At 75.4% G+C, this 22,423-nt stretch carries 17 protein-coding genes and 1 pseudogene; 13 read left to right on the top strand and 5 right to left on the bottom strand.

Features of this window, described 5'->3' with window-relative positions; all coding sequences use genetic code 11:
* Positions 1–64 precede the first annotated feature (64 nt).
* Together AB2L27_RS17350 and AB2L27_RS17345 are read right to left on the bottom strand one after the other, a co-directional pair.
* Entirely contained in the window at positions 65–586 is a 522-nt protein-coding gene (locus tag AB2L27_RS17350) for an FBP domain-containing protein (RefSeq protein ID WP_370442747.1), read from the bottom strand.
* A gap of 20 nt (positions 587–606) precedes the next feature.
* The gene (locus AB2L27_RS17345) at positions 607–3,342 is read right to left on the bottom strand and encodes a putative bifunctional diguanylate cyclase/phosphodiesterase (RefSeq protein ID WP_370442746.1); all 2,736 of its coding nucleotides are present in this window, start codon (positions 3,340–3,342) and stop codon (positions 607–609) included.
* 154 nt (positions 3,343–3,496) lie between these two features.
* On the opposite strand from AB2L27_RS17345, the gene AB2L27_RS17340 reads away from it, so the two are divergent.
* Entirely contained in the window at positions 3,497–5,269 is a 1,773-nt protein-coding gene (locus AB2L27_RS17340) for a putative bifunctional diguanylate cyclase/phosphodiesterase (protein WP_370442745.1), read from the top strand.
* Here the strand turns inward: AB2L27_RS17340 and AB2L27_RS17335 are convergent.
* Entirely contained in the window at positions 5,250–6,863 is a 1,614-nt protein-coding gene (locus AB2L27_RS17335) for a methyl-accepting chemotaxis protein (RefSeq protein ID WP_370442744.1), read from the bottom strand. The genes AB2L27_RS17340 and AB2L27_RS17335 overlap by 20 nt on opposite strands.
* A gap of 135 nt (positions 6,864–6,998) precedes the next feature.
* A complete protein-coding gene (locus AB2L27_RS17330) occupies positions 6,999–8,696 on the bottom strand; it encodes a CYTH and CHAD domain-containing protein (RefSeq protein WP_370442743.1) in 1,698 nt (565 codons plus the stop codon).
* Positions 8,697–8,754: 58 nt separating this feature from the next.
* Here AB2L27_RS17330 and AB2L27_RS17325 point away from each other — a divergent pair, with 58 nt between their 5' ends.
* The 8 genes and pseudogenes from AB2L27_RS17325 (at position 8,755) to AB2L27_RS17290 (ending at position 15,497) form a co-directional block, all read left to right on the top strand.
* Positions 8,755–9,072: a hypothetical protein gene (locus tag AB2L27_RS17325; RefSeq protein ID WP_370442742.1), complete on the top strand. Its 318-nt coding sequence runs from the start codon at positions 8,755–8,757 to the stop codon at positions 9,070–9,072.
* A 231-nt stretch (positions 9,073–9,303) separates the two neighbouring features.
* Positions 9,304–10,422, top strand: a pseudogene (locus AB2L27_RS17320) (IS110 family RNA-guided transposase).
* 148 nt (positions 10,423–10,570) lie between these two features.
* Positions 10,571–11,953 carry an APC family permease gene (locus AB2L27_RS17315; protein ID WP_370442741.1) on the top strand — a complete coding sequence of 461 codons (1,383 nt, stop codon included), beginning with the start codon at positions 10,571–10,573 and terminating at the stop codon, positions 11,951–11,953.
* Positions 11,950–12,582 carry a maleylpyruvate isomerase family mycothiol-dependent enzyme gene (locus tag AB2L27_RS17310; protein WP_370442740.1) on the top strand — a complete coding sequence of 211 codons (633 nt, stop codon included), beginning with the start codon at positions 11,950–11,952 and terminating at the stop codon, positions 12,580–12,582. Before AB2L27_RS17315 ends, AB2L27_RS17310 begins: the two co-directional genes overlap by 4 nt.
* A 130-nt stretch (positions 12,583–12,712) precedes the next feature.
* Entirely contained in the window at positions 12,713–13,816 is a 1,104-nt protein-coding gene (locus AB2L27_RS17305) for a spore photoproduct lyase family protein (protein ID WP_370442739.1), read from the top strand.
* Positions 13,817–13,929: 113 nt separating this feature from the next.
* Entirely contained in the window at positions 13,930–14,391 is a 462-nt protein-coding gene (locus AB2L27_RS17300) for an OsmC family protein (protein ID WP_370442738.1), read from the top strand.
* A gap of 46 nt (positions 14,392–14,437) precedes the next feature.
* Entirely contained in the window at positions 14,438–15,013 is a 576-nt protein-coding gene (locus AB2L27_RS17295; protein WP_370442737.1) for a GNAT family N-acetyltransferase, read from the top strand.
* Between the two features lie 4 nt (positions 15,014–15,017).
* Positions 15,018–15,497 carry a VanZ family protein gene (locus tag AB2L27_RS17290; protein ID WP_370442736.1) on the top strand — a complete coding sequence of 160 codons (480 nt, stop codon included), beginning with the start codon at positions 15,018–15,020 and terminating at the stop codon, positions 15,495–15,497.
* Positions 15,498–15,914: 417 nt separating this feature from the next.
* Here the strand turns inward: AB2L27_RS17290 and AB2L27_RS17285 are convergent, their stop codons facing one another.
* A complete protein-coding gene (locus tag AB2L27_RS17285; protein ID WP_370442735.1) occupies positions 15,915–16,670 on the bottom strand; it encodes an IclR family transcriptional regulator in 756 nt (251 codons plus the stop codon).
* A gap of 71 nt (positions 16,671–16,741) precedes the next feature.
* Between AB2L27_RS17285 and hutH the strand changes: the two genes are divergently transcribed.
* The 4 genes from hutH to hutI are packed head-to-tail and all read left to right on the top strand — an operon-like array spanning position 16,742 to position 22,416.
* Positions 16,742–18,286 carry a histidine ammonia-lyase gene (hutH, locus tag AB2L27_RS17280; RefSeq protein ID WP_370442734.1) on the top strand — a complete coding sequence of 515 codons (1,545 nt, stop codon included), beginning with the start codon at positions 16,742–16,744 and terminating at the stop codon, positions 18,284–18,286.
* Between the two features lie 10 nt (positions 18,287–18,296).
* Positions 18,297–19,964: a urocanate hydratase gene (gene hutU / locus AB2L27_RS17275; protein ID WP_370442733.1), complete on the top strand. Its 1,668-nt coding sequence runs from the start codon at positions 18,297–18,299 to the stop codon at positions 19,962–19,964.
* Complete coding sequence (locus AB2L27_RS17270) at positions 19,961–21,274, top strand: formimidoylglutamate deiminase (protein WP_370442732.1); 1,314 nt, start codon at positions 19,961–19,963, stop codon at positions 21,272–21,274. The genes hutU and AB2L27_RS17270 overlap by 4 nt, the downstream gene beginning before the upstream one ends.
* The gene (hutI, locus tag AB2L27_RS17265) at positions 21,271–22,416 is read left to right on the top strand and encodes an imidazolonepropionase (protein WP_370442731.1); all 1,146 of its coding nucleotides are present in this window, start codon (positions 21,271–21,273) and stop codon (positions 22,414–22,416) included. Before AB2L27_RS17270 ends, hutI begins: the two co-directional genes overlap by 4 nt.
* Positions 22,417–22,423 lie beyond the last annotated feature (7 nt).

Here is a 22,423-nt window from a genome sequence, read left to right as displayed (position 1 = left end):
GAGGGGTCTCACCACGACGAGTGCGCGACGTCGCGCCCCGCCGACCTGCGCCCGGGCCCGCCCCTCAGTCCCGCGTCGCCAGCACCTTCGCGGCGAACGCGGCCGCCCGCTCGCGCAGCGCCTCCTGCCGCTGGGACACGCTCAGGCCCGGGTCCGGCTTGAGCGTCGGGGTGGCCCGCAGGACGCGGACGTGGTCGGCGCAGGCGAGGTCGGAGCAGGCGTACGTGCCGATCGTGTTGTGCTTGCGGCCCGCCTCCCCGGCGCGGGCGGCGACGAACAGCGAGACCTCCCCGGGTGAGCGGGTCGTGCGACACAGGTCGCACATGGCCGTGGCCCGCACCCCCTTGCCGGGCGTGGCCCGCAGGGCCAGGCCCACGACGGCCTCCCCGCAGGGGACGAGCAGCCAGCCGCGCTCGGGGGCCTTGGGGTCGCGCCAGCCGACGACCTCGTGGCCGGGGTCGCGCTCGAGCACCCAGCCCGGCACGCGCATCCGGTGCGCCTCGCCGCGGGAGCAGTTCGTCATCGTGGAGCGGACGACCTCGTCGGTCAGCCGACCGTCCTGGAGGTCCATCGTTGCCGGGGACACGAGCGCCGAGGGTACGCCGGTCAACCGGTCGGTTCGAAGCGGCAGGTCGCGTCGTACCGGGTGTGGCAGCCGTCGACGGCGGTCGGCAGCCGGTCGGCGGCCACGGGCCGGGAGAAGTAGTACCCCTGCGCGGTGTCGCACCCGACCGCCTGCAGCGCGTGCACCTGCGAGACCTGCTCCACGCCCTCGGCGACCACGCGCAGGCCGAAGCTGCGTGCCGCGCCCACGACGAGGCGGACGAGCTCGACGGTGCGCGGGTCCTCGGAGTCGACGAAGCTGCGGTCGATCTTCAGCACGTCGACGGGGACGCGGGCGAGCTGGCCGAAGGAGGTGTAGCCCGTCCCGAAGTCGTCGATGGCGATCTGCACGCCGATGGCCCGCAGCTCCTCCAGGCGGGCCCAGGCGGCGTCGTCCTCGACCATGACGGTCTCGGTGATCTCCAGGGCCAGCCGGTGCGGGGCCGTGCCGGACGCCTCCAGCGCCGAGCGGACGTCCTCGACCAGGTGCGGGGAGCGCAGGTGGCGCCCGGAGATGTTGACCGCGACCTTCAGGCCCGCGCCGGGCCCGCCGGCGGCGTCGAACGCGCGCAGCTGCGCCAGGGAGGTCCGCAGGGCCCACCGGCCGAGGTCGCAGATGAGGTCTGAGGTCTCGGCGACGGGGATGAAGACCCCCGGGGGCACGAGCCCCTCGCCCGGTCTCTGCCACCGCACGAGCGCCTCGACGCTGCCGACCCGGCCCGTGAGGAGGTCGGTGACGGGCTGGTAGTGCAGGACGAGCTCGTCCCGGGCCAGGGCGCGCCGCAGCCCGTCCTCGACGGCGGCGTGCGCGGCCAGGACCCGGCGCAGGTCGTCGTCGTAGACCTCGACCCGGCCGCGGCCGCCGTCCTTGGCGCGCTGGGCGGCGGTGTGCGCCTCCTGCAGCAACCGGTCGGCGGCCCCGCCGGCCTCGTGCAGCGGGGTGTCGGCGTCGAGGCGGCCGAGGGCGATCCCGACGCTGGCGCCGACGACGAGCGGGGACCCGGCCGGGGACCCGTCCGGGCCGGGCGGGGTGAGGGGTTCGGCGACGGCGGCGAGGAGCGCGTGGGCGAGGTCGAGCAGGCCCTTCTCGTCCTGCACGGGTTCGACGAGCACGACGAACTCGTCCCCGCCCAGGCGCGCCACGACGTCGGCGCTGCGCACCCGCTGGCGCAGGCGGTGCGCGACGGCCCGCAGGACGGCGTCCCCGGCGACGTGACCCAGGGAGTCGTTGACCGTCGTGAACCGGTCCAGGTCCAGGAAGAGCAGTCCCACGCGCTCACCCGTGCGGTGGGTGCGGCGCAGGGCCCGGTCGACCTGGGCCAGCGCCTCGGCGCGGTTGGGCAGCGTCGTGAGCGCGTCGTGGGTGGCCTGGTGGGCCATCTGCGCCTGCAGCCGTTCCCGGTCGCGCACCGCGCCGAGGATCTGCTGGACCGAGGCGTGCACGACGGCCCCGAGGGGACCGCCGACGGGACGGCGCAGGATCTCGTCGTCCAGGTCGCCGTCGGCGACGGCCTGGGCCTGGGCCTGGACCGAGCGCAGGCTCGCCACGGCCGCTCCGAGACCGTGCGCCACGACCCGGCTCTCCGGCGGGCCCTCGACGGCGACGTCCACGAGCTCGCCGCGGCTGATGGAGCGGGCGGCGGCGGCGAGCCGGTCCAGCGGGCCCGCGATCGACCGGCTCGTGACCAGCGTGCCGGCGACCGACAGCAGCAGCAGCAGACCGGTGGCCCCGGCGTACCGGGCGAGCTGCCCCTGGACCTGGGCGCGGTACCGCTCGGCCGCCCCGACCGCGTGGGCCGCCGCCGTGTCCAGCACGGCCCGCAGCGCGTCGTCGCGTCCGACGACGGCGGAGCTGAGGGAGACCAGGACCGCGGAGTCCGGGACGCCGCGGCCGCCGGAGGCCACGGCCTGCGACAGGGTGCGGTCGACGACCTGCGTCTGCTCCTCGGCCAGGGCGGCGATCCAGCCCGAGCGGACGGCCTGCTGGCCCGAGGCGGTGACGTCGTCGGAGGCGGTCCGCGAGCCGGCCCAGCTGCGCAGGAACAGCCGGCGCGCGGGGCTCTCGGCACCCTCGGGGGCGGCCAGGAACCCGAGGTAGTAGGGCACCTCCTCCCCGGCGAGGGTCGTGGCGTGGGCGGTGCGGCGCAGGTCGGCCAGGGCGTTCTCCAGCCCGAAGTCCCCGCCGCCCTGGGCGTCGGCGGCGGCCAGGTGCGCGTCGACGCCCTCGCTCAGACCGTCCACGAGGTAGCGGTACTTCTCGAAGAGCTGACGGTCGCTGGTCTCGCGCCGGCTGGGCGTGCTGCCGGCCCCCCGGGAGGCGCGGACGGCGGCCAGGCGGGTCGTGATCTCCAGGACCCGGGGCCGGGCCAGGGGGTCGCGGGCGGCCGCGGCGGCGGCGGCGTCGGTCCGGGCGCTCGCCTGCGCGACCAGGTCGCGCAGCTCCCCGGCCAGGTCCGCGTCCCCGTCGGGGTCCTGCTCCCGGTCGTCGAGGTCGGCCAGTTCGACCCCGGAGACGATCGGGATGGCCTCCTCGGTGACGCGGGCGCGGACGGCGGCCAGCGCGACGGCGGCGCGGACCTGGCGCACGGCGTCCTCGGCGGCCTGCACGCGCTGGAAGCGTTCCGTGACGAGGATCGAGGCGAGGACCGAGAACCCGACGATGGGCACCAGGACGAGCACGAGCAACCGGCTGCGCAGGCTGGCCGAGCGCCGGCCACGCCGCTCCGGGAGGTCCACCACCCACAGGTCATCGGCGCGCGGGCCCGCCGGCCTGAGCGCACTGGGCGGCGTGGATCGCGGTGGGCGGATTGTGCGCGGGCGCGTGGGGCGGCACACTCGTGACACCCATCTTCTAGAAGATGGGGTGAGGTCCAGCGAGGGACGGAGGTGCGCCGTGCGGCAGGACGAGAGCCCTCCCGAGCCCGGCACGCAGGGGTTCGACGTCGCGTCCGCCGTCCTGCCGTCCAGGACGGGGCTGGTCGTCTGCGACCTGCGCGGCCTGGTCCTGCAGGCCGGGGACGCCATCGCCGCCGACCTGTGGGCCTCCTGCGAGGCGGACCTGGTGGGCCGCACGCTGGGTGAGCTCCTGTCCTCCCCGGAGGCCGCCGGGGAACCGCTGCCCCTGGACCGCTGCGTCGAGGAACTGCGGGCCGGGGCCGAGGACGTCCGCACCGGCACCCTCGTGCGCCGCCCGGACGGTGAGGTCGTGCGCCGCACGGTGCTGCTGACGCTCGCGACCGCCCCCGAGGGCGGGCCGGTCGTGCTCGTGCAGCAGCTGGACCCCGGGGAGGACCCCGCCGGGGCCGGGGCCGGGGCCGGGGCCGGGGCCGTGGTCGGGGCCGGGTGGAGGTGCGGGGGAGTGGTGCGGCCCGCACCGGGCCGGGACGCGCTGACGGGCCTGCCGGACCGGGCCGGGGCACTGGCGGACCTGGACGAGCGGCTGCGCGCCCGCGGCGGGGTGCTGGGCGTCATCGCCTGCGACCTGGACCGGTTCCGCGTCGTCAACGACAGCCTCGGGCACGACGCGGGCGACCGGGTGCTGACCACCGTCGCCTCCCGGCTGGCCCTGGGGGTCCGCGGGCACGACCTGCTGGCCCGCCTCGGCGACGACGAGTTCCTCGTGGTCCTGACGGACCTGGCCGACCAGGCCGAGGCGGTCGACATCGCCCACCGCCTCACCCGCTGCGTGGGGGGCCCGTTCGTGGTCGACACCCCCGCCGGGCCGCAGGAGATCCGCTGCACCGCCAGCACCGGGCTCGTCGTCGTGGACCTCTCCACCCCCACCGCGTCCCCCACCGCGAACCCCACCGCCGGGGCGGTGCTGCGCGACGCCACCACGGCCCTGGCCGCCGCCAAGGCGGCCGGCGGCGGGAGCTGCCACGTCGTGACGCAGGCCCTGCGCGAGCGCGCCGCGCACCGGCTCACCGTCGAGAACGACCTGCGCCGCGCCGTGGAGGAGGGCGAGCTGCGGGTGCACTACCAGCCCGTGGTCGACCTGCGCGACGGCCGCCGGACCGGTTTCGAGGCGCTCGTGCGGTGGGCGCACCCGCGCCGCGGCCTGCTGCTGCCCGAGCAGTTCCTCGACGTCGCCCGGGACTGCGGGCTGCTGGCCGCCGTCGACGGTCTCGTCCTGGAGGAGGCCCTGGGGTTCCTGGCCCGCCACCCCGGCGTCCACGTCGCCGTGAACACCTCCGCGCGCCGCCTCGACGGGACGTTCGCGGCGACGGTGGCCCGGGGCCTGCGCTGCCGGGGGCTGAGCCCGGACCGGCTCACCGTGGAGCTGCTCGAGGACGCGATCGTGCCCGGCGACCCCGTCACCGAGAGCGAGCTGTGCGCCCTGGCCACCCTGGGGGTCGGGGTGCTCATCGACGACTTCGGCACCGGGTACTCGGCCCTGTCCTACCTGCGGCGGCTGCCGGTGACGGGGCTGAAGCTGGACCGCTCCTTCGTCGCCGACCTGCCCCAGGACGCCGGGTCGGACCGGATCGCGGCGGCCGTGGCCGGTCTGGCCGGCGGTTTCGGCCTGACCTCCACGTGCGAGGGGGTCGAGACGGCCGCCCAGGCCCGCCACCTCGCCGCCCAGGGCTGGCAGTCGGCCCAGGGCTTCCACTTCGGCGTACCGGCCCCGGAGGAGCGGTGGTTCCCGCTCAGCTCCGGTAGCTGCTGACGAGCTCGCGCAGGACCGCCGCCGACGTCTGCAGGTCCCCGGCCGTGTCGGCCGTGCCGGTCGCGTCCGCCGTCGTCCGCGTCGCCGCCTCGGCCAGACCGGCCACGTTGGCGGCGATGTCCCGGGACCCGCCGGAGACCTCGTTGACGTTGCGCACCATCTCGGCGGTCGTGGCCGACTGCTCCTCCACCGCGGCGGCGATCGTGGCCTGCAGGGCGTCGATCCGGGCGATCACGGTGCCGATCTCACCGATCGCGGTGGCCGCCGCCGCCGCGTCGGCCTGCGTCGCCAGCACCCGGGCGGTGATGTCGTCGGTCGCCCGGGCGGTCTGCTGGGCCAGTTCCTTGACCTCCCCGGCCACGACGGCGAACCCCTTGCCCATCTCCCCGGCCCGGGCGGCCTCGATGGTGGCGTTGAGGGCGAGGAGGTTCGTCTGCTCGGCGATGGAGGTGATGAGCTTGACGACGTCGCCGATCTCCCGGCTGGAGGCGGACAGCCGTTCCAGGGTGAGCCCGGCCGCCGTCGCGGACTCCACCGCCGCGGACGCGGTGCTGGAGGCCTCGGCCGTGGACCCGGCGATCTCGCCGATGGCGGCCGTCATCTCCTCCCCGGCCGCCGCGACGGTCTCGACGCTGACCGAGATCTCCTCGGTCGCCGAGGCGACCGTGTGCGCCTGGTCGCCGGAGACGCGGGCCCGGTCGGACAGGTCGGCCGAGACGGCCGCCAGGGCGTCGGCGGAGGAGGCCACCTCGCCCGCCGTGGCGGTGATGCGCTGCAGGACCCGCCGGAACCCGCCCGTGGCCGCGTCGAGCGCACGCGCCATCGTGCCGATCTCGTCGCGGCTGTCCAGGCCGGCCGTGACCGTCAGGTCACCGGCCGCCACGTCCTGCAGGACGGAGGTGACGTGCCGCAGCGGGGCGACGATGGAGCGCCCGATGGCCAGGGCCGCGACGACGGCCAGCAGCAGGCCACCGACCAGCACCACCAGCACGCTGAGCTGGGCGCGGTCGGCGATGCGGGCGAACTCCCGGCCCCCGGCCAGGGCGTCGCTCGCGCGCTGGGTCTCGGCGGCGATGGTCGTCTCGTACTCCTTGCGCAGGTCGCGGTTGGCCCCGAAGGAGAGCGCGGTCGCCCCGGCGGGGTCGGTCCCGTACCGGTCGTACTCCGCCTCCAGCGCGGTGAACCAGCCCGTGACCTGCGCCTCGATCCGGTCCAGGGTCGCGCGCTCGCCCGGGGCGGCGACGGCCCGGGACCGCTGCAGGGCCGCCTCGAAGGCGGTGCGGCGCTCCAGGCTCTCCGTGGCGAACGTCGGGTCGCCGGTGATCAGGTACCCGCGTTCGTCCGTGGCGGCGGCCTTGGCGGCCAGGGCCGCCTGCTGCAGACCGGTGATGTACGGCACGGCCCGGCCGACCTCGTCCTGCCGCTGCGCCTGCAGGTTCCCCAGGGCCGCCCACGCCAGGGCCCCGACGACCGCGGCGGCGACCGCCACGACGGCGGTGGCCATGAGCAGCCGGGTGGCGACCCGCCGTCCCCGCAGCCACCGCGCGAGGGGTCCGGGCGGTCGGCCGCCGGGGGTGCGGGGGTGCTGGGACACGGGAGGGACCTCTCGACGGGCGGGACGCGTGGTCCGTCCATCGAGCCGGGCCCGGCCGACCTGAGCCGCCCGCCCCGCCGTTCATCCGACGTTCAACCGTCCGGCGCGGGGCCGGGGCAGGACGGGACGGGTCCCTCAGCGCAGCCAGCGGTGCAGGCGCTTGGCCCGGGCCGCGGCCCACACCTCCTCGACGTCGGCCTCGGTGGCCGCCGCGTGCACCTCCTCCTGCGCGAACAGGCGCCCGTAGGCGAAGGCGACCTCCGGGTGGGCCGTCGCCGCGAGGTCGCGCAACCGCTGCCGGGTCACGACGGAGTCCTGGTGCTCCCCGAGCACCTCCTGCAGCTCGGTGACCGCCTTGGCGAACCGCTTGGCGTCCTTGCCGAACACCACGACGACGGCCTCGGCCGCGTACCGGGTCTGCTTGGCCGCCTTGCGCGCCTCGTGCAGCAGCTCGTCGCGCGCGGGGCCCGGACCGGTGTCCTGGGCCTGCTGCACGAGGTCGGCCAGCGCGCCGAAGGTCTTCGCGACCCGCTTCGGCAGCACCTTCGCGGCCTTGCGCCGGCCGCGGGCGGAGAACTCCGGACGTTCGACGAGGTCCTGCAGCGCGTCGAGCAGCGACTGGTGCCGTTCGGAGTCCAGCTCGGCGAGCACCCGGTCGTGCGCGGTGCGGTAGTCGCCCTCGAGCTGCTCGCGCACGCGCTGCGGGACCCCGTCGGGAGCGGCGCCGTGCTGGTCGGCGTGGTCGGCGCTGTGGTCGTGGTGGTCGGCGTCGAGGGAGGCCACCGACCGCACCAGGCGGTCGCGCAGCACCTCGGCGTCGCGCGCCTCACCCAGCTCGGCGGCCAGCCGGCGCAGCTCCGCGCGCACCGGCTTGGTCGACGTCGCCAGGAGCGGGCCGTAGGTCTTCAGGGCGCTGCGCAGCCGGCGGGTGGCCACGCGCATGGCGTGCACGCTGTCCGGGGCGTCGGCCCGCACCAGCGGGTCCTGGTCCAGGACGCGCTGCACCTGCTCGGCGAGGTGGGCGACGAGGACGTCCCCGGCGCGCGATCCCGGGCCGAGGTCGGTGCGGCGCGGGGCGGCGGGCGTCAGGACCCGGTCGGCGGGCCGGGGCGCGTCGGGCCGGGGCGCGTCGGCTCCCGCCGCCGGAGCGTCGTCCGTGCGCGGCGCAGGAGCGCCCGCGAGCACCCGCGCCACCTTCGAGCCGGTCTCGGCGACCACCAGTCCCGCCGCCCGCAGGTGCGCGTCGACGGCGTCGAAGAGCTCGCGGTCGCCGTCGAGGAGCTCCAGCTCCACCTCGCGCCACTCCTGCTCGTCCTGGCCCACGGACCCCCCGGCCAGGCGCTGGGCCCGCACCCGGTCGTCGGCCAGTTCCACCAGGGCGGTCCCGGCGGCGTCCACCAGCGTGCGCACCGTGCGGTGCGTCGTGATCCGCGCGACGGGGACGAGGGTCTGGTCCCCCGTGACGTCGGCCACCAGCCGGCGCAGGGGGGCCGGCACCGTCTTGACGGCCCGGCCCAGGGGCAGGTGCCGCTCCTGGCGCGCCCCCTCCCGCCAGGGCGTCTTCAGGTGCCACCCGGCGTCGTGCCCACCGGTGCGGCGGCGCAGCGTCGTGCGGGCCGCGCTCAGCCGCAGGTCGCGGGTGTCGAAGTAGACGGCCTCCAGCTCGTGCTCGACGGGGTCGCCCTCGCGGTAGCCGCGCTCGTCGGCCCCGGGCAGGTCCCCCAGCAGCGCGCCCAGGGTGGGGGCCTCGGCGTCGGGCGCGAGGTCGTACTTGACCTCGACCTCCTCGTGGACCTGTCCGGGCTCTCCGTGCTCTCCGTGCTGGGTGACCATGACACGGTTCTACCGCCCGCCGTGGCCGTCCGCCCCTCCTCGCCCTACCGTTCCGAGGGTGGCGCGGGACGGCGGACGGCACTGGGGCGGCAGCGGCGACTACGTCGAGGGCGAGCGCGTCTTCGCGCCCCCGCACGGCAGCTTCGACCCCGACTGGGTCGCCGGGCTCGTCCTGGACCGGCTCGGCGCCGACGCCGGTCTGGCCCGGACCGCGCTGGCGACGGCGGCGCTCGCGGACGCCGGCCGACGCGGCGCCGGCCTCGGCGCCCCCGAGCGGGCGGCGGCCCTCACCGAGCACGACGGCGTGCCCGCCACCACCGCGGGTGAACTGGTTCGCGCCGTCGACGACTTCGCCGCCGCGTACTGGCTGGACTGACAGTGAGGATGTACGAGGGCTTCGCGCCGGTGGGTCTGACCCTTGGTTCTGACTGACTTCGTGTCTTCAACGCGATCTGTCGACCGGCCGGCGCGAAGCCCTTGTGCACCTGCCGAACGGGCGTCGTGACCTCATAGGAGCCTGGCCAGAGGCCCCGTCACTGTCTTGTCCGCCCGCCCGACCGGCGCGTGCCGCCCGTACCGGTCGAGGTGGAAGGACGGCGAGACCACGATGACATCGCAGCACAAGAGGGTCCAGCAGGCAGGGCTCCAGCAGGCAGGGCTCCAGCAGGCAGCCGTGGAGGTGACCGGCGGTGTGGACACCCACCAGGACACCCACACCGCGGCCGCCTTGGACGCCACGGGTCGCCTGCTGGGCTCGGCGCAGTTCCGCGCTGACGCCGCCGGCTACGTGGCGCTGCTGAGGTGGCTGCGCACCTTCGGGACCGTGGTGCTCATCGGCATCGAGGGCACGGGCGCCTACGGCGCCGGGCTGGCCCGCTACCTGCAGGGTCAGCAGGTGCCGCTGGTGGAGGTCGACCGCCCTGACCGCAAGGCGCGCCGCTGGCAGGGCAAGTCCGACCCCGTCGACGCCGAGGCCGCCGCCCGCGCGGCCCTGACTCAGCGGCGCACCGGCACTCCCAAGCAGTGCGATGGCCAGGTCGAAGCACTGCGGATGCTGCGGGTGGCCCGCCGCTGCGCGGTGGCGCACCGCGCTGATGTGCAACGACGCCTCAAGGCGTTGATCGTCACCGCGCCTGAAGCGCTGCGCACTCACCTGCGCGATCTGCCGCTGCGACAGCTGATCACCACCTGCGCGGCGGTTCGCCCTGACCGCTCGCGCGTGGGTGAGCCCGCCATCGCGGCGAAGGTCGCGCTGCGGTTCCTGGCGCGGCGCCATGAGCAGTTGAGTCAGGAGATCGACGATCTGGACATCCTCATCGCCGCCCTCGTGCAGCAGATCAACCCTGCCCTGCTGGCGGTCAAGGGCATCGGTCCCGACGTCGCTGGGCAACTGCTGGTCACCGCCGGGCAGAACAGTGAGCGGCTGCGCTCCGAGGCCGCGTTCGCGATGCTCTGCGGGGCAGCGCCCCTGCCGGCTTCGTCGGGCAGGACGAACCGTCATCGCCTCAACCGCGGTGGGGACCGCCAAGCGAACAACGCGCTGTAGCGCATCGCGATCACCCGCATGGGCACTGATCAACGCACCCGCGAGTACGTCGCGCGTCGCACCAGTGAGGGCCTGAGCAAGTCAGAAATCATCCGCTGCCTCAAGCGATACATCGCCCGAGAGGTCTTCACCTTGCTCGAGCCACCCGCGGACAGCAACTCCCTACCTGCAGCCGCTTGACGAACCATAGGAGCATCGCACCCCCGACCGCACCGCGCACCCGGACGGCGGCGGGTCTGGACCGCGCGCCCCGCCGCTGCCACAGTGGTCGGGGTTCCGCACGTCGTCCGCCCCGGCCCCTGGCCGCGGCACGTCGAGGGGGTTCAGCGTGAGCACGACCGTCGAGCACGACGCCCCACCGGAGCTCAAACGCGTCATCGGGCCGAAACTGCTGCTGCTGTTCATCGTCGGGGACATCCTCGGCACCGGGGTGTACGCCCTCACCGGGCAGGTCGCCGGTGAGGTCGGGGGAGCGGCGTGGTTGCCGTTCCTCGTGGCTTTCGCGGTCGCCACCGTCACCGCGTTCTCCTACCTCGAACTCGTCACGAAGTACCCGCAGGCGGCCGGGGCCGCCCTCTACGTCCACAAGGCGTTCGGCCTGCACTTCCTGACGTTCCTCGTCTGCTTCGTCGTCATGTGCTCGGGCATCACCTCCGCCTCCGCAGCCGCGCGGGCGTTCGCGGCGAACCTCGTGGAGGGGTTCGGCCTGGAGTTCGGCGACGGCGGGATCCTGCTGGTGGCGCTCGCCTTCATGCTGCTCATCGCCGCGGTGAACCTGCGCGGGGTGAGCGAGAGCGTCAAGCTCAACGTCGTCCTGACCCTGGTGGAACTGTCCGGTCTGCTCATCGTCATCGGGCTGGGGTTCTACGCCGTCGCCGGCGGGAACGCCGACTTCTCCCGCGTGGTGCTGTTCGAGACGCCGGAGGACAAGAACCTCCTGCTCGCCGTCAGCACCGCGACGTCGCTGGCGTTCTTCGCCATGGTGGGTTTCGAGGACTCGGTGAACATGGCCGAGGAGACGAAGGACCCCAGCCGCGTCTTCCCCCGCACCCTGCTGACCGGGTTGAGCACCACCGCCGTCATCTACGTCCTCGTCTCGATCTGCGCCGTCGCCGTCGTCCCGGTCGGGGTGCTGCGCGAGAGCGAGACCCCGCTCGCCGAGGTCGCGACGACGGCGGCCCCGGGTTTCCCGGTGGCGCAGGCGCTGCCGTTCATCTCGATGTTCGCCGTCGCGAACTCCGCCCTCATCAACATGCTCATGGCCTCCCGCCTCATCTACGGGATGGGCCGGCAGGGCGTCCTGCCGCCGGCCCTGTCGGCGGTCCACCGTTCTCGGCGTACCCCGTGGGCGGCGATCGCGTTGACGACGGCCATCGCGCTGGCCCTCATCACCTACGTCTCCCTGGACCCGGGTTCCCCGGTCGTCGCGGTGCTCGGCGGCACCACGTCGCTGCTGCTGCTCACGGTGTTCTGCGTCGTCAACGTCACCGTCCTCGTCCTGCGCCGCGACCGGGTGGCGCACGAGCACTTCTCCGCCGGCCGGGTGCTGCCCGTCGTGGGCGCGGCGGCGTGCGCGTACCTCGTCCTGCCGTGGACGTCGGGCCGGGCGGTCGAGCAGTACGGGATCGCCGGCGTCCTCGTCGGGGTGGGTGTGCTCCTCGGGGCCCTCACGCACCTCTGGCGCCGCTCGGCCTCCCGGGCCGCGCGGTGAGCGGCGCGGACCTGTTCGCGCAGATCGCCGACGAACGGCGCGGGCTGGCGGACCTGTTCGCGGCGGCGAGCGAGCAGGACCTGCGGGCCCGCAGCCTGTGCCCGGCGTGGACCGTGCACGACGTCCTGGCCCACCTCGTCACGCCCCTCGCGGTGGGGCTGCCGCGGATGGTGCTCGCCGTCGCCCTGGCCGGTGGGGACTTCGACCGGGCCAACCGCCGCGTCACCCGCCGCCTGGCCCGCCGCTCGCGCGAGGACCTCGTCGACGCCCTGCGCCGCGGTGCGGACTCGCGGTTCACCCCGCCCGGCGCCGGCCCCGAGGCGCCCCTGGTCGACGTCCTCGTGCACGGGCTGGACGTGCGCCGCCCGCTGGGGGTGCGGCGAGAGGTCCCCGCCGCACGGGCGCGGCCCGCGCTGTCCTTCCTCCTGACCGCCCCGAAGGGCCTCGTCCCGGCCGGGCTGCTGGACGGGGTGCGGGTGGAGGTCGAGGACGTCGACCTGCGGCACGGGAACGGCGCGCCCGTCCGCGGCCCGGCCGACGACGTCCTGCTCGTCCTCACGGGGCGGAGGGCCGGGCTGGACGGGCTCACCGGTGCAGGGGCCGACCTGCTGGCCCGCCGGCTCGGCTGAGCGCGGCCGGGGGAGGCGTCGACGTGCCGGCGCCGGCCGCTGGACCTGCGGCGCGGCTGAGTCCCCGGCGTGCCCCACCTCACGGCCGGTCCCGGGATGCCGCCGGCCCCGCCGGGGGTTGCACTGGACGATGGCCACCAGCGCCCCGTCCCCACTCCCGAACCCCACCCGCGGTCCCGTCCTGTGGACGCCGCGGCACGTCCTGGTCACCGCCTCCGCGCAGACCGAACCGCACGGCCGCGCGATCCTCGACCGCCTCGCCGCCGCCGGGGTGCAGGACGTCCGCCTCCTGCCCGGCGACCGCCTCCCACCCCTGCGCGGGAAGGACGACCGGGAGACCTACGCCCGCGCCAAGCGCACCCTGGCCGTCGTCACCAGTGCCCCCTCCAAGCGCCGCCCGACGCCCATCCCGCCGAGCGCGGACTTCTCCTTCCCCCTCGCCGAGGGCTGCCCCGGGCACTGCCAGTACTGCTACCTCGCCGGGTCGCTCACCGGCCCGCCCATCACCCGCGTGTACGCCGACCTGCCGCGCATCCTCGCCGGGCTCGACGAGGTCGTCGGCACCGGCGGGGTGACGTCGGGGACGGCCGCGCGCGGGCACGAGGGCACGACGTTCGAGGCCTCCTGCTACACCGATCCGCTCGCGCTGGAGCACGTCACGGGGTCCCTCGCCGCCACCGTCGCGCACTTCGGCACGCACGACTGGCCCGGCCCGGTGCAGTTGCGCCTGACGACGAAGTACGACGACGTCAACGGGCTGCTCGACCTGCCCCACCACGGCCGCACCCGCGTGCGGGCCTCGGTCAACGTCGCCGGCGTCGAACGGTTCGAGGGCGGCACCGCCCGCGTCCCGGCCCGGCTGCGCACCCTCGGCCGCCTCGCCCGCGCCGGCTACCCCGTCGGCCTGACGATCGCCCCGATCATGCCGGTCGAGGACTGGCGCACCGCCTACGGCGACCTCCTCGACGCGGCCGCCGCCGAACTGCCCGCGAGCGCCGACCTGACGGTCGAGTGCATCACCCACCGGTTCACCCCGAAGAGCAGGGACGTCCAGCTCGGCTGGTACCCGGCGACGAAGCTCGACCTCGACGAGTCGACCCGCAGCCGCAAGCACGGGAAGTTCGGTGCGGTGAAGCACGTCTACGACCGCGACACGATGCGCGAGCTGCGCGGCTGGTTCGAGGCGGCGCTCGCCGACCGGCTGCCCACGGCCCGGTACCTGTACTGGACGTGACCCCGCCCGGCCGTGCCCGGCCCGGTCCCGTACCGCCGGCGGGGCGACCGCCGGTTGCCGCTCGCCGGGGTACGGGTGACGCTTCAGGTACCCGTTCGAGCAGAGGAGCACCCGTGAGCCCGAAGACCGTGCCGTTCGTCGTCCAGGCCCAGGGGACGGGGGTCGCCCAGGACCTCACCGTCCCGGGGGAGAACGAGCACACGTTCCAGGCCGACACCTACCCCTCGTTCGGCGGGCAGGACGCCGCGCCGAGCCCCCTGAGCTACGCCCTCGGCGCGCTGACGTCGTGCAACCAGGTCACGGGCAGCATCGTCGCCAAGGGTCTGGGGGTGCAGCTCGGCGCGTGGACGTTCCACGTCCAGGGCGACCTGAACCCCGCCGTCATCGGCACCGGCGCCGAGGGCAACGCGAACTTCGACCGCGTCAGCGTCCAGGTGCGGATCGAGACCGACGCCGACGACGCGACGTTCGCGACGCTGCGGGAGGAGACCGAACGCCGCTGCCCCGTGACGCAGTTGTTCAAGCGCAGCGGCACGGAGTTCAGCAGCGACTGGCAGCGCTCCCCGCTCACCTGAGCGCCGCGCGGGCCGGGGTGCCGGGGCCTCCTGACAGGATCACGAGGTGTTTCCCGCTCCCTGGCCCGCCCGTTCCGGCGCCCTCGTCCTGCGCGACCCGCGCCCCGACGAGCTGGACGGGTTGGCGGTGCTCCGCAACGACCCGGCCGTCAACCGGTTCATGCTGCGCACCCACGTCGAGCCCGAGGAGTTCCGCCGGGAGTGGTCGACGGTGCCCGGCAGCGACACCGACTTCTCCTGCGTCGCCGAGCACGGGGGCCGGACCGTCGGGCTGGGGTTCCTCGACGTCCTCGACGGCCTGGGCCAGCCGGGGATGCCCCGAGGCACCCAGGGCCGGATCGGCTACGTGCTGGACCCTTCGGCGTGGGGCCGGGGCCTGGGCACCGACCTGGCCCGCGGCCTGCTGAGCGCCGCGTTCGACGTGCTGGGCCTGCGGCGCGTGACCGCGAGCTGCAACGCGGACAACCCGGCGTCGGTGCGGGTGCTGGAGAAGGCCGGGATGCGCCGGGAGCAGCACGGCGTGCAGGACTCCTGGCACGCCGAGCTGGGCTGGGTCGACGGCTACGAGTACGCGCTCCTGGCTCCCGAGTGGGCCGCGCTGCACCCCACGGGTGCGCGGTGAGCCGGTGCTGAGCACCCTCCTCGTCGCCCACCCGTGGGTGACGCCCCTGGTCCTGGTGGTGGTCGTCGTCGTGGGGCCGTTCGCCGGGGCGTGGCTGGTCCGGCACCGCCGGCTCGCCGTGGTCCTCACCCTGCTGGCCCTCGTGCCCGTCGCGATCCTCACGCTGCTGCCCGTCGACCGCGAGCTCTACGCCCGGTGCGTGGCGGAGTGGGCGCTGCCGACGCCCGCGCGCGTGGAGTCCTTCGCCAACCTCCTGCTGTTCGTCCCGCCGGTGCTGCTGGCCGGGGTGGCGACCAGGCGCTGGCTGCTCGTCGCCGCGCTGGGGAGCGCGACCTCGGCCGCGATCGAGCTGGTGCAGGCGCTCGTCCCGGCGCTCGGACGCTCGTGCGACACCGGCGACTGGCTGGCGAACAGCCTGGGCTCGGTCGTCGGCGGGGTGCTGGCGTTCCTGGCGCTGCGGCTGGCCCGGCGCCGCGCGGCCTGACCGCGCCCGGTCTCACACCCGGTCTCACACCCGGTCGACGTGGGTGCGGACGTGGGACCGACCCGGCGGTCGTCGGGGCGACGCGCAGACCGGCCCCGTTCCCGCACCCACCGGGGCACCCACGTGGAGCGAGGTGCGGGTGTCCCGTCCGCGTCGCCGGGACGACGTCCACCGGGCACCCACGGCTGCCCCCACGCCCAGCCCCCTTCTCCCGGCCTGCTACTCCCAGCTCCCGGCCGCGACGACCTCGGCGACGGCCAGCACCTCCCGCGTGCTCAGTGCCCCGATCCCGACGAGGACCGGGACGTCCCCCGCGGACCGCAACCCGAGCCGGCCGGGCGGGGTGGGTGCCCGTTGCCTCCCCGAGGACGATCATCGTCCCCGAGGAGGCAACGAGGCCCACCCGCGCCGCCCGGCTCACCCCCCGACCAGCCGTCGCCGCAGCTCCCCGGCGCACCCCCGCACCGCGACGACCAGCGCCTCCCACCGCCCCGCGTCCACGGCCGTGCTCTCGAACGTCACCGCCAGGCTCGCCACCGGCCACCCCGCCCGGTCGGTGACGGCGACCGCGACGGAGGCGAACCCCGCGGTGATCTCCCCGTCCTCGACCGCGAACCCCCGCTGCCGCGTCCGCACCAGCTCGGTCCGCAGGTCCCGCAGCGTCGTCGTGCCCCGCCCGTCCAGGGTCGCCGCGTCGGGGAACAGCGCCCGCACCTGCTCGCGCGGCAGCTCCGCCAGCAGCGCCCGACCGCTCGCGGTGAGGTGCGAGGGCAACCGCACCCCGACGTCCGTCACGAGAGCGGGCCGCCGGGGCGCCCGCTCCTCCACGAGGTAGACGACCTCGCGGCCCACGAGGACGGCCAGGTGCGCGGACTCCCCGACGCGGTCGACGAGCCCGGCCAGCACGGGCCGCCCCAGCCGGGTCACGGGTTCCTGCCGCACGTACCCCGAGCTGAGCTCGAACGCCGCGATCCCCAGCCCGTACCGCCGCGCCTCGGGGAAGTGCAGGACGAAACCCTGCCCGGCCAGTTCCCCCAGCAACCGGTAGACGCTGGACCGCGGCAGGTCCAGCGCCCGCGCCAGCGTCGCCGCGGCGACGGGGCCCTGCTGCGCCGCCATGAACGACAGGATGCGCAGCGCGGCCCCGACGGTCGGTGCACCGGTCGACGACACCCCGGGAGTGTCCAGCACTCTGGACACCGACGCCGCGCCGGGCGCTGACGGGACGGCGCCCGCGCTGCAGAGTGAGGGACGTGAAGAGCGTCCTCGTCTCCACCGGACCGGTCGGCATCGCCGACGTCGTCGCCGTCGCCCGCCACGGTGCCCTCGTCGAGCTCGACCCCGTGGCGCTCGACGCCGTGGAGGACTCCCGCGCCCGCATCGAAGCCCTGGCCGACGACGCCGAACCCCACTACGGGATCTCCACCGGTTTCGGGGCCCTGGCCACCAAGCACATCCCCACCGACCAGCGCGCCGCGCTGCAGCGCAGCCTCGTCCGCTCGCACGCCGCGGGGTCCGGTGCCGAGGTCGAGACGGAGGTCGTGCGCGCGACGATGCTGCTGCGGTTGTCGACGCTCATGACCGGCCGCACCGGCGTCCGCGCGCGCACCGCCCGCGCCTACGCCGACCTGCTCAACGCCCACCTCACGCCCGTCGTCACCGAGTACGGCTCCCTCGGCTGCTCCGGCGACCTCGCGCCGCTCGCGCACTGCGCGCTCGCCGTCATGGGCGAGGGCCACGTCCGCGCCCGCGACGGGGAACTCCTGCCCACCGCCGACGCCCTCGCCGCCGCGGGCCTGGAACCCGTCGTCCTCGCCGAGAAGGAAGGCCTGGCCCTCATCAACGGCACCGACGGGATGCTCGGCCAGCTCGCCCTCGCGCTCGACACCCTCGACGTCCTGTTCGCCACCGCCGACCTCGCCGCCGCCCTGTCCGTCGAGGCGCTGCTCGGCAGCGACGCGGTGTTCGCCGACGACCTGCAGCAGCTGCGTCCCCAGCTCGGCCAGCGCGTCGCTGCGGGGAACATCCGGCGGGCGCTCGCGGGCTCGCCGATCGTCGCCAGCCACCAGGGTCCGGAGTGCACGCGCGTGCAGGACGCGTACTCGCTGCGCTGCGCCCCGCAGGTCCACGGCGCCGGCCGCGACACCGCCGCCCACGCCCGCGCCGTCGCCGAACGGGAACTCGCCGCCGCCGTCGACAACCCCGTCGTCACGCTCGACGGCCGGGTCGAGTCGAACGGGAACTTCCACGGCGCTCCCGTCGCCTACGTGCTGGACTTCCTCGCCATCGCGGTCGCCGACCTCGCGAGCATCTCCGAACGCCGCACCGACCGGTTCCTCGACCGCGCCCGCAACCAGGGGCTGCCGCCGTTCCTCGCGCACGACGCCGGGGTCGACTCGGGCCTGATGATCGCGCAGTACACCGCGGCCGGGATCGTGTCGGAGCTCAAGCGCCTCGCCGTCCCCGCGAGCGTCGACTCCATCCCGAGCTCGGCCATGCAGGAGGACCACGTCTCGATGGGCTGGTCGGGGGCACGCAAACTCCGCCGCGCGCTCGACGGCCTGACCCGCGTCCTCGCGATCGAGGTCATGACCGCCACCCGCGCCCTCGACCTGCGTGGACCCCTGGAACCTGCGCCCGTCACGGGCGAACTCCTGCGCCTCGTCCGCACCGTCGTCGCCGGTCCCGGCCCCGACCGGTTCCTCGCCCCCGAGATCGAGGCCGTCACCGGTCTCGTCGCCTCGGGGCGGCTCGTGTCCGCCGCCCGCTCGCTCACCCAGGTCGACTGAGGAGAACGCCATGTCCGGGAACCCCCACGGGCCCAGGCCCGTCCGCGCCCACCGCGGCACCGAGCTGCACGCGAAGAGCTGGCAGACGGAGGCCCCGCTGCGGATGCTCATGAACAACCTCGACCCCGAGGTCGCCGAACGCCCCGACGACCTCGTCGTCTACGGTGGCACGGGGAAGGCGGCCCGGTCGTGGGAGGCGTACGACGCCATCGTCCGCACCCTGGAAGCCCTGGAGGACGACGAGACGCTGCTCGTGCAGTCCGGCAAACCCGTCGGGGTGTTCCGCACCCACGCCTGGGCGCCGCGCGTCCTCATCGCCAACTCCCACCTCGTCGGGGACTGGGCCACCTGGCCGGAGTTCCGCCGCCTCGAGGCTCTGGGCCTCACGATGTACGGCCAGATGACCGCCGGGTCGTGGATCTACATCGGCACCCAGGGGATCCTGCAGGGCACGTACGAGACGTTCGCCGCCGTCGCGGAGAAGTCCTTCGGCGGAACCCTCGCCGGCACCATCACCCTCACCGGCGGCGCCGGCGGGATGGGCGGCGCGCAACCGCTCGCCGTCACCCTCAACGAGGGCGCCGTCCTCGTCGTCGACGTCGACCGCGCCCGGTTGCAGCGCCGCGTCGACCACGGCTACCTCGACGAGCTCGCCGACGACCTCGACGACGGCCTGGCCCGCGTGATCGCCGCCCGCGACGCCCGCCGTCCCCTGTCCGTGGGGGTCGTCGGGAACGCCGCCACGGTGTTCACCGACCTCCTCGACCGCGGCGCGCCGATCGACGTCGTCACCGACCAGACCTCGGCGCACGACCCGCTGAGCTACCTGCCCGAGGACGTCACGCTCGAGGAGTGGCACGAGCTGGCGGCGAAGGACCCCGAGGACTTCACCCGCCGCTCCCGCGCGTCGATGGCCAGGCAGGTTGAGGCGATGGTGGGGTTCCAGGACCGCGGCGCCGAGGTGTTCGACTACGGCAACTCCCTCCGCGCGGAGGCCCGCCTCGGCGGGTGCGACCGCGCGTTCGAGTTCCCTGGGTTCGTCCCGGCCTACATCCGTCCGCAGTTCGCCGAGGGGCGGGGCCCGTTCCGCTGGGCGGCCCTGTCGGGTGATCCCGCGGACATCGCCCGCACCGACCGCGCGATCCTCGAACTGTTCCCGCAGGACGAGAAGCTGCGCCGCTGGATCACCGCGGCGGGGGAGAAGGTCCGGTTCGAGGGGCTGCCCGCCCGCATCTGCTGGCTGGGGTACCAGGAGCGTCACCTCGCGGGCCTGAGGTTCAACGAGCTCGTCGCCAACGGCGAGATCTCCGCCCCGATCGTCATCGGCCGCGACCACCTCGACTCCGGCTCGGTGGCCTCCCCGTACCGGGAGACCGAGGCCATGGCCGACGGGTCCGACGCCATCGCCGACTGGCCGCTGCTCAACGCCCTGCTGAACACCGCGTCCGGGGCGACGTGGGTATCCCTGCACCACGGCGGCGGCGTCGGCATCGGCCGCTCGATCCACGCCGGCCAGGTCACCGTCGCCGACGGCACCCCGCTCGCCGCGGAGAAGATCGAGCGGGTCCTCACCAACGACCCCGGCACCGGCGTCATGCGGCACGTCGACGCCGGGTACGACCGCGCCGTCGAGGTCGCCCGCGAGCGCGGGTTGCGCGTCCCGATGTGGGAACAGTGAGCGTCCACGCGGAAGCCGCCTGGCTGGACGGCACGGTCGTCCGGGACGTGCGGATCGAGGTGGCCGCCGGCCGCATCACGGCGGTCACCCCGGGGGTGGCCGCGGAACCGGGCGACGAGGTGCTGACGGGCCTGGTGTTCCCGGGGTTCGCCAACGCGCACTCCCACGCGTTCCACCGCGCCCTGCGCGGCCGCACCCACCATCGCGACGGGACGGACGGCGGCACGTTCTGGACGTGGCGCACCGCGATGTACGAGCTCGCTGGACGTCTGGACCCCGACTCCTACCGGGAGCTGGCGACGGCCGCGTTCACCGAGATGGTGCTGGCGGGGTTCACCGCGGTCGGGGAGTTCCACTACCTGCACCACCGCCGGGACGGCACCCCGTACGAGGACCCGAACGCGATGGCCCTCGCCCTGCGCGACGCGGCCCGGACGGCCGGCATCCGCCTCGTGCTGCTCGACGCGCTGTACCTGACCTCGGCGCCGGGAGAACCCGTCCTGCCCGAGCAGCGGCCGTTCTGCGACGGCGACGTGCGGGCCTGGGCGCGACGGGTGCGACAGCTCCCGGCCGACGAGTTCTTCCGCGTCGGGGTGGCGGCCCACTCGGTGCGCGCCGTCGCCCCGGCCGACCTGTCGGTGGTCGCCGAGACGGCGTGGGACCTCGGCGCCCCCGTCCACGTCCACCTCTCCGAGCAGCCCGCCGAGAACGAGGCGTGCCGCCGGGCCTACGGCTGCACCCCGACCGAACTCCTCGACCGCGCCGGGGCCCTCAGCCCCGCCTTCTCGGTGGTCCACGCCAACCACGTCACCGACGCCGACGTCGCCCTCCTCGGGGCGCGGCAGGCCTCCGTCGTGGCGTGCCCGACGACGGAGGCCGACCTCGGCGACGGGGTGGGCCGGGCCCGGGTGCTGGCCGAGGCGGGAGCCGTCCTGGCCCTGGGCACCGACCAGCACGCCGTCGTCGACCCGTTCGCCGAGACCCGCGGGCTGGAGGCCGCCGCCCGGCTCGGCTCGTTGCGCCGGGGTGTGTTCGATCCCGCCGACCTCGTCGCCGCGCTGACGACGGGCGGGCACCGCAGCCTCGGCCTGGACGGCGGGACGATCGCCGTCGGGCAGCCCGCCGACCTCGTCGCCGTCCGCACCGGGTCGGTCCGCACCGCCGGCTCCGACCCCGCCCAGCTCGCGATGACCGCGACGGCGCAGGACGTGACGCACGTCGTCGTGGCGGGGGAGGTCCGCGTCCGCCAGGGTGGGCACACGGCGGTGGGGGAGGACCGCGTCGCCGACGTCCTGCGGAGGTTCGCGTGAGCACGCTCTACACCGGCATCGCCGAACTCACGACGAACGACCCCGAGCGGGCCACCCGTGAGGACCCGCTGGGCCGGGTCCTCGACGCCGCCCTCGTCGTCGAGGACGGTCTCGTCGTCTGGACGGGGCGGCAGCACGAGGCGCCCGAGGCCGACGACCGCGTCGACGTCTGCGGTCGCGCGGTCCTGCCCGGCTGGGTCGACGCGCACTCCCACCTCGTCTTCGCCGGTGACCGCACGGAGGAGTTCGAGGCCCGGACGGCCGGCCGGCCCTACGCCGCCGGGGGCATCGCCACGACCGTCGCCGCGACCCGCGCCGCCACCGACGAGGAGCTGCGCCGCGGTCTGCGCCGGCACGTCGCCGAGGCCCGCGCCCAGGGCACGACGACGCTGGAGACGAAGACCGGCTACGGCCTGACCCCCGCCGAGGAACTGCGCGCCGCGCTGCTGGCCACGGAGTTCACCGACGAGGTGACGTGGCTCGGGGCCCACATCGTGGCCCCCGGCGAGGAACCCGCCGACTACCTCGCCGAACTCGTCGGACCGCAGTTGCAGGCCGTCCGCGACCACGTCCGCTGGGCCGACGTGTTCTGCGAGACGGGGGCGTTCGACGAGGAGCAGTCCCGCACCGTCCTGCTCGCCGCGCGCGAGGCCGGGTTGGGCCTGCGCGTGCACGGCAACCAGCTCGGCCCGGGGCCGGGGGTGAGGTTGGCCGTGGAGGTCGGCGCCGCCAGCGTCGACCACTGCAACCACCTGTCCGACGCCGACGTCGACGCCCTGGCGGGGTCGGACACGGTCGCCACCGTCCTGCCCGCCTGCGACCTGTCGACCCGCCAGCCCCTCGCCCCCGCCCGCCGCCTCCTGGACGCCGGTGCGACCGTCGCCATCGCCAGCAACTGCAACCCCGGGTCCAGCTACACGAGTTCCCTCGCGTTCTGCGTCGCCACGGCCGTCCTGCAGATGGGGCTGACCGTCGCCGAGGCCGTGCACGCCGCGACCGCCGGCGGTGCCCGCGCGCTGCGGCGCACCGACGTGGGCCACCTGGCCGTCGGCGCCCGCGCCGACCTGCACGTCCTCGACGCCCCGTCGGTGACGCACCTGGCCTACCGGCCGGGGGTGCCGTTGACGCACTCGGTCCACTGACCGGGTC

This window comes from Kineococcus halophytocola, from assembly GCF_041276425.1.
GTDB lineage: Bacteria > Actinomycetota > Actinomycetes > Actinomycetales > Kineococcaceae > Kineococcus > Kineococcus halophytocola.
Note: the sequence above shows the minus strand (reverse complement) of the source record. Positions and strands in the feature narration are given on the sequence as shown.